The organism is Shewanella sp. SM74, from assembly GCF_025653725.1.
GTDB classification, from domain to species: Bacteria; Pseudomonadota; Gammaproteobacteria; order Enterobacterales; family Shewanellaceae; genus Shewanella; species Shewanella oncorhynchi.
Map to the genome: position 1 here is coordinate 351,764 of NZ_JAKKRZ010000003.1, position 12,649 is coordinate 364,412.

A 12,649-nucleotide genomic window follows, 5' to 3' on the forward strand; every position below is an offset into this window, starting at 1 on the left:
AAGAGATTTAAACAATATAGAATCGAGCCAGGAAAGATTGCGACTAAGCAACAGATTGATTACAACTGCATGACCAATAAAAACATAAGAGTCAAAGCCTTACTCCTGCCGATCATTTATGTAGCAGGGGATATGCCCTTTGTAGGAACCCATATATGCTTCGTTTAGCCTTGATTTGCATCTGGATGATGCTCTGCCCTATTTTTACGCCAAAAACCTTAGCGCAGGACTACCAAAAACCTTCCCCAGCATTGCAGCAAACCATTACCCACAGTACCAGCCTCACGACTCGACTCTCAAACGATAACCAATGGCTGGCATTGCTCAGTCCCATTTCGGCCCCTAGCATTGCTACCCTTGCTATGCCAGAGCACAAACTGGCGGGGCTACGTATCGCAGCAGAGCAATTTTTACCGAGCCGTATTACCCAGCGTTATCATCAGCTCACGCTTATCAATATCAAAGACAACGGGCACCGAGTCATCACCTTGCCAGGTGGATATGATATTACTGAACTTAGGTTTTCTCCCGATAGCCGTAATCTCTCTTACGTAAGTTTAACGCCCGAGGGCGGCTATTTATGTGTTTATAATATCGCTAAAGATCGTCATCAACAGCTGTCAAATGAGCGTTTAAACGGCACTATTAGTCTTGATTATCAATGGGCTAATAATAAAACTCTGCTTGCTCGCTTTGTAATAGCGCAAGACATAAGCGCAAGTCAGCCCCACGTTTCCATCAGCCCGAAAACCAAGGAAACATCAGGCAAAAATAGTCCGCAGCGCACCTATCAAGACTTACTGAAAACCTCGGCAGATAAGCAGTTATTTAGCAGCCTGACTACCAGTCAACTTGCGCTAGTAGATTTAGAAGGCAAACTCACGAAAATCGGGGCGCCGGGGATTATTGAAGATTTCTCGGTGTCTCCCGATGGCCAGTATATTTTGAGCCGCCAAATCACAACGCCCTTCTCAACTCAGGTAAAGTATGATGATTTTCCAACCTTAACAGAGATTTATAACCTTAATGGCCAACTGATTACCCTGTTACACCAGAGCCAAGGAGGGGAATCTCAACCACAGGGAAAAGATTCAGTCCTGCCTGGTCCGCGTATGTTGCATTGGGTACAAGGTCAAGCGGCAACCTTAGCGTTTACCAAAGCCCTAGATCAGGGAGATAGCCAGCGAGATGCGCCACTGCGTGATAGCCTTTGGCTACTCGACGCCCCCTTTACTCAACAAGCCACTCGCGTTGCACAAACCCAGTGGAGGATTACAGATATTGACTGGGCTGAAAACCACTTAACCTTAATCACTGAGCGTAATAGCAAAGCTCAACAGATCAGACTCAGCAGTCTAAACACCCGTCTTGGGGAAAGCTCACTGCATACCTTAAACGAGCGTAATCTGCGCGATAAGTACCAAGACCTAGGACTCTTTGCAAAACACTATTATCCAGGAAAAGGACAAGTCGTTAGTTTGCAACAAGGGGCTAAAACCACAGGACTAATTCACTATGGTCAAGGTGCCACCCCACAGGGCGACAAGCCTTTTTTAAAGCGCACTTCACTCATAACAACTGAGTCATCACTACTATGGCAATCCGCATCCAACAGATTAGAATCAGTGCGTTATGTGTTAAATCTTGACCCATTACAACTCATCATCAATCGTGAAAGCCCAACAGCCCCCCCTAGCCTTGTCCTACTCAATGGCACCAAAGAAAGCGTACTTTACGAGCAACCCGATGGACTGAGTTCTTATCTGGGCATGCAAAAACAGCTTATAACCTTCAAAAGAGCAGATGGTGTACCTCTTTCAGGGACGCTGTACCTACCCGCCAATTACACCAAGGAACAAGGAACCTTACCCGTATTGATGTGGGCTTACCCGCGGGAATTTAACGATCCCGAGGTTGCCGGCCAAATTAGCTTTAGCGCCAATAAATATCCCACCATCAGCCCAAGGGGCCCAATACCTTTGGTCGCTGAAGGCTTTGCGGTGTTTGATAAAGTCTCAATGCCTATCATTGCCCAAGGGGATAAAGAGCCTAATGACACCTTTCGGGAGCAATTGACGGCCAACGCACAAGCCGCTATCGATACCTTAGTCGATTTAGGTATTGCTGATCGCAAGCAAATTGCCGTTGGCGGGCATTCCTATGGTGCCTTTATGGTCGCCAACTTACTGGCGCATACGGATTTATTCTATGCAGGTATCGCCCGTAGCGGAGCTTATAATCGCAGCCTAACGCCATTTGGTTTTCAAAATGAAGAACGCACCTACTGGCAAGCCAATGATATTTACCAACAAATGTCGCCATTTAATTATGCGGATAAGATCAAATCGCCTTTGCTGCTTATTCATGGCGAAATGGATCAAAACTCGGGCACTTTCCCGCTGCAATCTGAGCGTCTGTTTGATGCGATTCAAGGATTGGGAGGGAAAGCGAGATTAGTTATCTTAGCATTTGAAGGGCACAGTTATACGGCTAAGGAATCCCTAGAACATCTACTGTTTGAACAAAGCCAGTTCTTAAAGGCGAATTTACCCTCCAAGTAACTTGTCATTCAATGCTGTAATGAATCGATAAGTTCGCATTAACGCTTAACATATTGTCAAGATAGCTCCCAACGATACCCTGGCGGCATACATACTCGCCGCTAAGGTAATATCAGTTCATACCATCAAGCCTGTAAAAACATTAGCTTAAAGTGTATTGTTGAACCTACACCATTTTGCCCCCAGCCCCAACTTAACTGACCAGCCGAACTCGCTTAGCTAAAACTTTTGCGTAAACTCCCCGTTAAAACCGCTTAACTATCTGATGGAACCATAGCCAACAACTGTTCCTTTCTTGCTTAAGCCATTTAATTGCCAATAAAAAAACCGCATGCAGGGAGCCACATGCGGTTTAACCAACTTAAGTTAACTGACCTTTAGAACTTAAGCTCTGCACCTAGGTAGGCATAACGCCCTACACCACCGCCGTAGGCACTGCTGTAGTTACCATTACCGGTTTCAATTAAGTCGCCACCATCAGCTACCCAAGGACCTTGATTGTCGAAAATATTGCGTAAACCGCCATATAAACGTAATTCAGCCTGACTCACGTCCATGGTGTAAGACACTGACAAATCATGAGTGATATACGAGCCATAGAACAGGAAGGCTGGTGTTTCAGGATTCGCCACAGCGCTTACATCACCGGCATCGAGTTTAGTTTGGTTCAGTGCTTGCAGGGTGTTCCATTCTTCGACTCTGTCGTGACTATCGACCATAGCGCTCTTATACTTCGCGCTCCAACGCACACGCCAATCATCGTTACTCCAAGTTAATGAAAGCGTGCCTCTGTCTTCAAAAATCCCACTGGCAAGCTCACCAACATAATCCTCTTCCACTATACCATCAGCACCGTAGTAACTTGAGCTGTATTCCAACACATGGGTCCAGTTAGTGTTTAAGCTCAGTTCACCGTAATCAGCCAGTTCCCACTCGTAGGCCATTGCGAAGTCGATACCACGAGTAACTATGTCATTCAGGTTCAGTTCCTGCTGAATAATCTGGGTGATTTGGCCCTCGGTATCGCGCGTGATAGCCTGACAGTACTCATTATCGGCTCCATAGGGATTACTCGAGTTATAACACTCAGCCAGAATATCCTCGTTACTTAATGAACCAATAGCATCAGCGACTTTGATATCGTAGTAATCAACCGCCAGATTAAAGCCTTCAAGGAAGGCTGGCGCCATGGTAAAGCCTAAGGTGTAGGTATCCGCCGTTTCTTCGGTCAGGTTTTCATTACCTGCGTTAGGAGAATACTTAGAGCCCGTTTCCGCCTTAAAGGTGCCAGTACTCGCAATGGCAGCAGCAATCCCAGGATCGAGACGACAACTATCATGTCCAGCGCCTGTTGAGGTTGCCGTCACACCATTACAAATATCGCGAATACTGTCGTAATCACCACGGGGTGGAGAGATAAGCTCAGTGATATTCGGCGCACGTTGTGAACGAGAGTAGTTGGCACGTAAAGCATAGTTTGCAATGGGTTCCCACAGTATGCCTGTACGGTAGCTCGACATTAAATCAATGTTTTTCTGACTGTAATCCGCAAGACGCAAGGACACATCCACATCAAGCTTATTGGCGAAATCCATATCCCTTAACAGTGGCAGATTCGCCTCACCAAAGGCTTCCCATACTGTGACATTACCTTCAAAGGGAGGAACATCGTTAAAGGTAATCGCATCGCCACGCATCGCCTTATCGGTATCGACAGCTTGAGTATCACGGCGATACTCCATCCCGAATGCCGATTGCACACCACCTGCGGGTAGCTCAAACAACTCGCCAGAAATATACCCTAACGCATTGAATTGAGTTATATCGGTATTGATATAGGGATTAGCGCGAATATAGTCAGCCCCTTCCTTGCTGATAGAGCCTTCACCAAAAATATTGACGGGCACACAGCCTTCAGCTCTGGCTGCTTCACTGGCACATTGAATAGTGACACCATCAGCGGCATATACAGCATTCAAAGCATTTCTTAAACGACGAATGCTGATCTCATTGCTACGGCGTTGACGCTGCTCGAACTGGCCGTAACCTACTGACGCATCCCAAGTCCAAGTTTCAAACAAATCCCCCTGTAAACCCGCCCAAGTACGAAGCGTGGTACGCTCGTTATCACTTTCAACAGGCCCAACTTCTTCGAAACGACGATCCCAGGTAATACTCTTACCCCCTCCTGTCGCTGCAATTTCAGCTGGTATATAAGGGTTATTGGCTAAAATACTACCCGCATCAATCATCCCTGGTAACCCAGTGATTGGATCGATATACAGCTCAGCATCGTTATAGTCTTGACCTTCTGCGTCGGTACGGCGAAACGCGGTATTACGGCTGAATTGTACTTGTACATTGGCGCGCACATCTTCACTAAGGTCATAGTTCATTTTGACCGCTGCGGCTAAAGTATCCTCTGGTACCTTTAGCAGACCAGTGGTATAGCCGTTATAACCATCACGCTCTTCTTTAAAGTCAGTTTTAAGTTCTGTACCATCGTACCACCAAGCATTCGACTTAAAGCGGCCGCCGACGATGTCATTGCTGCGCTCACGCCAATCGTCCCGCGTAATATCCCGCATACATTGATAGCCATCAACGGTATTCATGGTGTTACACATTTGCTTTTCATCGTAAGCAAAGCTCGACTCATACAGGGCTCGTTCCCTGTCAGTGGCGAATAATCCATGCTGTTTGTCATAGGTGGCACTTGCGTAAATATAACCCTTATCACTATTGAAATCAGCTCCATAACCCACATCTACTGTGGTTTCACGGCCACCACCTTCAGTCGTTTCACCACCACGGGCATTAATCTCAAACCCAGTCTTGTTTTGCTGGGTGATAATATTGACCACACCTGCAATCGCATCCGAACCATACACAGCTGACGCACCACCGGTGATGATTTCGACCTTATCGACCATGGCCGCAGGAATAGTGCTTAAACTGACATAGTTGCCACTGTAACTGTTAGAAACAACACGACGACCATCAATAAGCGTTAAGGTACGATCTGTGCCTAAGTTCCGTAGATCAATGGTTGATAAGCCGGTATTTTGCACACTCGATTGGCTATTGGTGCTGCTAACCCCTTCAGCCAATGCCGGAATTTGATCAACTAAAATATCCGCCAATGAGCCGATACCACTATCTGCAATATCCTTTGCGTCAAGGCCCTGTAAAGGCGTACTTAAGGAAAAACTATCTCGCTTAATACGCGAACCCGTTACGGTGACTTTTTCTATACCGTCGTTCTTATCCGCGCCTTCAACCTCAACTCGAGCTGCATTTTCGTTAACTGTATTCACTTCTATAGGATCGGCAGCCCAAGCTACCGAAGGAACAATACCAAACATCGATACTTGTATTGCTAAGGTCAATAGTTTCTTCTTCATCCTTCCCACCTTCACTTTTAGACATCGCAAACCATTTTTGTTGTTATGTAGAGCGGTTACTTAAATTAGCCCAATGCCTTAGCCTGCGATTTTCATCTCCTAGGTTTTTGGATTAACCATGGGTTAGCAACACCGCAAATACATGATTAACATTTAAGTAACCTTTTTCTTTTACTTTGCTTAGTGAAGAGCAGCAACGAAATGACCCTCGTTTATTTCCCCGTTTTATATCTATTAAATATCTATTCTTTTATTTTCAAATAATTAAAGAATAAAAAGACAATAAATCGATTATGAAATGCTTAGAAACTGATAGTGCCTAACTCAAAAATAAACGCCTTTTTACAACGAAACCCCAAGCGAGTAAGAGGATAAGCTTGAAGCCTCCCCTAAAAACGGAGCAAATTGTCCCTATAAAGCATTATCAAAAATGCACAATATAAAAAGCCATCTATGCTTGATCACAGTTGTGCCATGTAAACGAACTAAAGTGATTGTTAACTAAGCAGTAAAAACACAACACTCTGATTGTTATGGCCAGCTTTGGCATGAACAATCTGGGCGTGCAAAACTTCAATTAAGGGAATAGTTATTTATCTAGCTAAACTTAATCAGCCAGATAAACAAGGGTTTATGTAATGGCGTCAAAAAGCCACACAGACATAAATCGACTAAATAGGAAATCAAACAATGAACATGTCACAAAAAATGGCGGCAGAATTTCTCGGCACCTTGTGGTTAGTCCTTGGAGGCTGTGGTAGTGCTGTACTTGCAGCCGCATTTCCAGAAGTAGGCATAGGCTTACTCGGCGTCGCTTTAGCTTTTGGATTAACTGTATTAACCATGGCCTTTGCGATTGGCCATATTTCAGGTTGTCATCTCAACCCTGCAGTGTCATTCGGCCTTTGGGCTGTGGGACGTTTTCCGGCAGCAGAATTATTGCCCTATATCATAGCCCAAGTCGCGGGTGGAATTGTGGGCGCTGGCATCTTGTATCTCATCGCTTCAGGACAAGAGGGATTTTCACTCGCGGGCGGATTTGCCTCTAACGGTTTTGGTGAGCACTCACCGGGTGGCTATAGCATGCTGTCGGTGATGATTTGCGAAATCGTTATGACACTGTTCTTCTTGATTATTATTTTAGGCGCCACCGATGAGCGAGCACCTAAGGGATTTGCCCCAATTGCCATAGGGTTAGGTTTAACCTTAATTCACCTTATTAGTATTCCTGTGTCCAATACTTCGGTGAACCCAGCGCGTAGCACAGGCCCTGCACTGTTTGTCGGTGACTGGGCGGTATCACAACTCTGGTTGTTCTGGGTAGCACCGATTGTCGGCGCTATTTTGGCGGGCTTTATCTATCGCTACTTCCGCGCGGCAGAATAAAAGCCGAAGATCTAACACAACAGCGCTCTCTTGGCGCTGTTGTTCTTTTTCTAATCCCGCTCTAATGTTACCATTTAGCCAACTGGCGAATTTTGCTGTGCGACTAAATACACAACAGGCTTCGCCCTATCCAAGCAAAAGAGATATTTTTCATGAGCAAGACTGTTAAAAACCTCGCTGAGACAGCAGCAATGACGCCAGAAGCCCGTTACGATTACCTCGTTGAACAAGTTAAAGAACACAAAATACTTTGGACATTACAAGATCAAGACGGTTGCGTGATGTTAACCACTGAAGAAGAAGATTGCATCCCAATGTGGCCAACCGAAGAAGCCGCTGATTCTTGGGCTGTGGATGAATGGAGTGATTGCCAAACGTTAGCGATTCCACTCGACGAATTTCACGAAAGATGGGTGCCAGGCATGGAAGATGACGACCTCTTTGTCGCCGTATTCCCAGTATTAGATGATTTAGGTGTGGTAATCCCACCTTATGAGTTAGATCAAAGATTAGCGCCTAAGCAAAGCCACTAATCGCTATCGCTAAACGAGAATGCCTATGAGCGAGCAAAAATCGGCGATACCGACACCAGAGGCAAGTACAGCCCTTAGTCAGCACTTTCCGAAACGACTCATTGCCCTATTGCTAGTGTATGTTGTTGCGTCAGTGAGTGGCTTAATCGCTAAACAAGGGGTGTTATTTTGTCTGCTAACCCTCCTGATGGTGATTGCCATTATCGGTCGGCAAAAAGCAGGGCTTATCATGCTGCGCGGCTACACAGTCGTGCAGCTTGGATTGATTAGCATGCTGCCAGTGATCATGTACGATCCGGGCAACTTAGTGGTAGGTCCAACGACAGTGTACTTAGGTGAATGGCAGGGAAAACTGCCTGACTATATAATTTTTATCGCTTTGATCGTCTTGTCATTGCTGCAAGTTTGGATAGCCTTTGATAAAAAGGTAAAGGCATGGTTTAAGCCTAAGCTTAACCTGAACATCATGAGCTAAGCTCTTGTAGAAAATAAATTTAGCCCAACAAAAAGCCGTCATTGCGACGGCTTTTTTGATCTCACTCCACGCCTAAAAAGATGCAAAGTTAGTCATCATTAAACAGAAAAAATTTTTACACAGAGAAACTGGCACCACAGCCACAAGTTGTGGTTGCGTTAGGGTTTTTCACGAAGAAGCGAGAACCTTCCAGTCCTGAAGTGTAATCCACTTCACCACCGACTAAATATTGTAGGCTCATAGGATCGACAACCAAGAGAACGCCTTGTTTTTCTATCGTAAAATCGCCGTCATTAACCTTTTCATCAAAGGTAAAGCCGTACTGAAATCCAGAACAACCACCACCAGTCACATAGACTCGTAGCTTAAGTGCAGGATTTTGCTCTTCTTCCAGCAAACCTTTCACCTTAGCGGCTGCCGCATCGGTAAATTGGATTGGCATTGCTGTATCAGCTTGATCAGTCATTACTACCTCTTACATCAGTTTTCTGGGGCAAATTATCCTTTACCTGACTGTTTTGTTCAAGTATTACCCGTGGTTCTTTTTCACCCTGTAATAACTCAGGGGCACTATAGACATGTTCGGTCTGCGAATTCTTAGTCCAGCGGCTCGAAGGCACCAGCACTTTGACTTTCACTTGTTGTAAATTAAAGCCAGCAGGAACAGTGACCTTGGTATCTATGACTTGAAAATAGCGAAAATCAAATTCCAACTTAGAACCCGTGAGTTTGTTCACACTCAAGCTAACAGATTTGCCATCTTGCACACCAATGAGCGTCAATTCAGTTCGACCTTGAATAGCTTGCTTACGCTTTTGCAACTGAGTCAACACCAACTTGAGATGATATTCATCGGCCAAAGCGCCCGGCGTCATTTCAAGTCCGTGAATAGCGACACCTTCAGCATTATCATCCGGTGTCATAATGCTGCGGTAAAATGCCAGCTCATGTTCCAATTCTTTTTGCTTTTTCATTTGCTGGCCAAACATTTCTTGCATTTGGGTATTAGCCTCTCGCTCGACGGACAGCTCTAAATTTCGGGTTGCAAGTAGTTGGGTCTGTGCCTCTAACTCAGCGGTCAAGCGTTGAGTCTTGCTGCTGATATGCTTAACAACAGGCTCATCGCTGCTTAATAGCAGAAAACTTATCCAAGCCCCAAAAAGAATAGAAACTAACACTAAAAGCGATAAATATACTGAAGATGGACGATACTTGAGATCCATCACTTGCAGCCGATCTAGCCAACGATGATAATTTGGCATTAGGTAACAGCCCCTTATATAAAATACAATCAACTCAAGAACGAGTTCGATACAATACAACTCAGGCCAATGTAGTGCAATTAACGATAAATAAAGTCGCTATCCAACATGCCATAGTCACAGCCAAAAAGTATTTAACCAATGAGCTACGTGACCATTTATCTCAAGCCCGCATCAGTGCACAGCTGTGCATACTGGCACTGTTATTTGCTATTTTTGCATCCTGTGTGATCTTACTGTTTCGACTCTTGCTCGTTTGGGCTAATCATTACACCCAAATACAGGCGCTGGATTTTACGGGGAACGTCGCCGACTGGCGAGTCCTGTTACCCCTTTTAGGCGCAATATTAATTTGGATAGTGGCGAAGTTGGGCTCCAAACGCTACAAACGTATGGGAATAGCCTATGTGTTACATAGAGTTAAACTGCATTATGGTAAAATCCCCCTACAATCCGCCGCTGGGCAATTTTTTCAAGCACTCTTTGCCCTAGGCACAAATTTCTCAGTCGGCCGTGAAGGTCCTGCCATTCATCTGGGTGCTGTCAGCGCCAGTTTTCTCGCTGAAAAATTCAATCTTCCCGATAATAGCGTACGCATCATGTGTGCCAGTGGCATTGCAGCAGGGATTGCCGCCACTTTTAACGCGCCCTTGGCGGCGGTGATTTTTGTACTCGAAGTGATAGTACGTGAATATAAAATCCATTACTTTTTCCCGATTATGCTCTCCGCAATTTGTGGCGCAGTTTCAAGCCAACTGGTGTTTGGTAATGTGCACGAATTTGACCGTATTCAAGTGATCCACATTCCCTTAGACCATTACCCTATTCTCGCCATTGGCGGCGTGGTATTAGGCTGCGCTGCGGCGCTGTTTAATTACTCACTCTTAAAAGTCACCGCGACGGGGCAAAACTGGCCACTGATTTACCGACTATTATTGGCGGGTAGTGTCACCACCCTAATCGGTCTCGTGTTGCCGCAAGCCCTTGGCACGGGCGATCTCGCCATTAGCGAAGCCATTAGCCAACATCCAAGCCTGTTGCTGTTAATCGCCCTGTTATTTGCCAAAACCATCGCCACTATTGCGGCGATTGGCTTAGGTATTCCCGGTGGTTTGATTGGTCCACTTTATGGTATCGGCGCGCTGCTCGGGGCGATTTTGGCGCTGATCAGCGCTATCTTATTCCCGTCCATCGCCCCTTATGTAGGGCTTTACACTGTGATCGGCATGACAGCCATGATGGGCGTGTGTTTAAGCGCGCCGCTGGCCGCCTTAGTCGCCCTGTTAGAAATGACTAATGACGCCAGCATTATTTTACCGGCAATGTTTGTAACAATTCCGGCTTTTTTAATTGCTTATCAGGGTTTTAAGACTGACTCCATTTTCTTTAAGCAATTAGAAATTATGGGACTAGGTTATAAGGTCGCCCCTGTGAATTTAGCACTGCAGAAAAAAGGCGTACGAGCCTTAATGGATAAACGCTTTGTTATCGTCAAAAACAACGATGAATTGTTACTCGAAGTGCTAAAACGCGCCGAAGGTCGCCCTGTGCTAGTCCGCAATGCCGATGGCATTATCGAAATGCTTAGTCTTGAAATTCAATCCTATGATGACAGTACCACGCTATCACGCAATCCCATGCAAGGGCTAAGCGACAGCACCACCCTCAATGAAGTCTATTCACTATTGTCGCCCAAACGCTGCGGTGAGGTGTTTATCTATCAAGATACACCAGACAATGTGGTTGGAGTGATCAGTTGGTCGAACCTACAACAGGAGATTCGTTCAGGCCAAGCCTAATATCGCTTCAAAACCTGAGGCGGCAGATTAAAAGCTTTGGGCTTCATCGCAAAAATCTAACACAGTGGTAATGTGGCTATTTCGTTGCCCCAGTGCTTCTGCTACAATCGCGCCTCAGCCACCCTACATAACATCAGGGCAGATAAGCGCGATACCGCAGCTTAAAATGCCCCCTAGCAAATTGGAAAACAGGCTGATGAATCAGTTCGAAGGATCCCATATCCTCTCCGTAAACCAGTTAGATCTTGACTCAATCCAAACTATTTTTAATGTCGCTAGCCGCATGATGCCCTATGCACTTCGAGAGAAGCGCAATAATGTGCTCGATGGCGCCATTTTAGGTAACCTGTTTTTCGAACCGAGTACCCGTACCCGCGTGAGTTTTGGTTGTGCCTTTAACTTGCTCGGCGGCCATGTACGTGAAACCACAGGCATGGCTTCATCGTCTTTATCTAAAGGTGAATCCCTGTACGATACGGCGCGGGTGTTATCCACCTATTCTGATGTCATTGCCATGCGCCATCCAGACTCTTACTCGGTCAAAGAGTTTGCTGAAGGCAGCCGCGTCCCAGTGATCAACGGCGGCGATGGTTCGAACGAACATCCGACACAAGCTCTACTCGATTTATACACTATCCAAAAAGAACTCAAGTGTGCTGGCCGCGGTATCGATGGCATGCACATCGCTATGGTCGGCGACTTAAAATTTGGCCGTACTGTGCATTCACTGTCGCGCTTACTCTGCATGTATAAGAACATCAGTTTCACACTGATTTCACCTGCTGAATTAGCTATGCCTGATTATGTGATCTCCGACATTGAAAATGCTGGCCATAGCATCAAAATAACCGACCAACTTGAAGGCCATTTAGATCAAGCAGATATTTTGTATCTCACTCGCATTCAAGAAGAACGCTTCCCTTCACAGGAAGAAGCAAATAAGTATCGCGGCAAGTTCCGCTTAAATCGCAGTATTTACACTCAGCATTGCAAATCTAACACTGTCATTATGCATCCGCTTCCAAGGGATTCACGTGCGCAAGCCAATGAGTTAGATAATGATTTAAATAGCCATCCCAATCTTGCTATCTTCAGACAGGCGGATAATGGGCTGTTAATTCGCATGGCTTTGTTTGCATTGACACTCGGCGTTGATAATCAACTCGAAAAATATGAGTGTCCGGTTAATTGGTATTCACGTAAAGCCGATCGCTAATTGGCTACAGACT

At 45.6% G+C, this 12,649-nt stretch carries 9 protein-coding genes; 6 read left to right on the top strand and 3 right to left on the bottom strand.

The window, feature by feature from the left end; genetic code table 11:
* Positions 1-155: 155 nt before the first annotated feature.
* Positions 156-2,561 (top strand): prolyl oligopeptidase family serine peptidase, encoded by a 2,406-nt coding sequence (locus L5M49_RS05420; protein ID WP_263265593.1) that lies wholly within the window; start codon positions 156-158, stop codon positions 2,559-2,561.
* 377 nt (positions 2,562-2,938) lie between these two features.
* Here L5M49_RS05420 and L5M49_RS05425 read toward each other — a convergent pair whose 3' ends face one another.
* Positions 2,939-5,965: a TonB-dependent receptor domain-containing protein gene (locus L5M49_RS05425; protein WP_219250076.1), complete on the bottom strand. Its 3,027-nt coding sequence runs from the start codon at positions 5,963-5,965 to the stop codon at positions 2,939-2,941.
* A gap of 690 nt (positions 5,966-6,655) precedes the next feature.
* Between L5M49_RS05425 and aqpZ the strand changes: the two genes are divergently transcribed.
* The 3 genes from aqpZ (at position 6,656) to L5M49_RS05440 (ending at position 8,359) form a co-directional block, all read left to right on the top strand.
* A complete protein-coding gene (aqpZ, locus tag L5M49_RS05430; RefSeq protein ID WP_263265594.1) occupies positions 6,656-7,351 on the top strand; it encodes an aquaporin Z in 696 nt (231 codons plus the stop codon).
* Positions 7,352-7,503: 152 nt separating this feature from the next.
* Positions 7,504-7,884 (top strand): DUF2750 domain-containing protein, encoded by a 381-nt coding sequence (locus L5M49_RS05435; protein WP_028760853.1) that lies wholly within the window; start codon positions 7,504-7,506, stop codon positions 7,882-7,884.
* Positions 7,885-7,909: 25 nt separating this feature from the next.
* Positions 7,910-8,359, top strand: coding sequence for a hypothetical protein (locus tag L5M49_RS05440; RefSeq protein ID WP_212599970.1), 450 nt, complete (start codon positions 7,910-7,912; stop codon positions 8,357-8,359).
* A gap of 115 nt (positions 8,360-8,474) precedes the next feature.
* Here the strand turns inward: L5M49_RS05440 and erpA are convergent, their stop codons facing one another.
* Together erpA and L5M49_RS05450 are read right to left on the bottom strand one after the other, a co-directional pair.
* The gene (erpA, locus tag L5M49_RS05445; protein WP_006080742.1) at positions 8,475-8,825 is read right to left on the bottom strand and encodes an iron-sulfur cluster insertion protein ErpA; all 351 of its coding nucleotides are present in this window, start codon (positions 8,823-8,825) and stop codon (positions 8,475-8,477) included.
* A complete protein-coding gene (locus tag L5M49_RS05450) occupies positions 8,818-9,621 on the bottom strand; it encodes a DUF6776 family protein (protein ID WP_105249880.1) in 804 nt (267 codons plus the stop codon). Before L5M49_RS05450 ends, erpA begins: the two co-directional genes overlap by 8 nt.
* 74 nt (positions 9,622-9,695) lie before the next feature.
* Between L5M49_RS05450 and L5M49_RS05455 the strand changes: the two genes are divergently transcribed.
* Together L5M49_RS05455 and L5M49_RS05460 are read left to right on the top strand one after the other, a co-directional pair.
* Positions 9,696-11,420 (top strand): chloride channel protein, encoded by a 1,725-nt coding sequence (locus L5M49_RS05455; RefSeq protein WP_263265595.1) that lies wholly within the window; start codon positions 9,696-9,698, stop codon positions 11,418-11,420.
* A gap of 196 nt (positions 11,421-11,616) precedes the next feature.
* Positions 11,617-12,636: an aspartate carbamoyltransferase gene (locus tag L5M49_RS05460; protein WP_105249881.1), complete on the top strand. Its 1,020-nt coding sequence runs from the start codon at positions 11,617-11,619 to the stop codon at positions 12,634-12,636.
* The last annotated feature ends 13 nt before the right edge of the window (positions 12,637-12,649 follow it).

What these genes read in the sequence shown, in the direction of transcription:
- L5M49_RS05420 (WP_263265593.1), top strand. Translation starts at nt 156, where the DNA reads ATGCTTCGTTTAGCCTTGATTTGCATCTGGATGATGCTCTGCCCTATT.
- L5M49_RS05450 (WP_105249880.1), bottom strand. Translation starts at nt 9,621, where the DNA reads ATGCCAAATTATCATCGTTGGCTAGATCGGCTGCAAGTGATGGATCTC.
- L5M49_RS05440 (WP_212599970.1), top strand. Translation starts at nt 7,910, where the DNA reads ATGAGCGAGCAAAAATCGGCGATACCGACACCAGAGGCAAGTACAGCC.
- aqpZ (WP_263265594.1), top strand. Translation starts at nt 6,656, where the DNA reads ATGAACATGTCACAAAAAATGGCGGCAGAATTTCTCGGCACCTTGTGG.
- L5M49_RS05460 (WP_105249881.1), top strand. Translation starts at nt 11,617, where the DNA reads ATGAATCAGTTCGAAGGATCCCATATCCTCTCCGTAAACCAGTTAGAT.
- erpA (WP_006080742.1), bottom strand. Translation starts at nt 8,825, where the DNA reads ATGACTGATCAAGCTGATACAGCAATGCCAATCCAATTTACCGATGCG.
- L5M49_RS05435 (WP_028760853.1), top strand. Translation starts at nt 7,504, where the DNA reads ATGAGCAAGACTGTTAAAAACCTCGCTGAGACAGCAGCAATGACGCCA.
- L5M49_RS05425 (WP_219250076.1), bottom strand. Translation starts at nt 5,965, where the DNA reads ATGAAGAAGAAACTATTGACCTTAGCAATACAAGTATCGATGTTTGGT.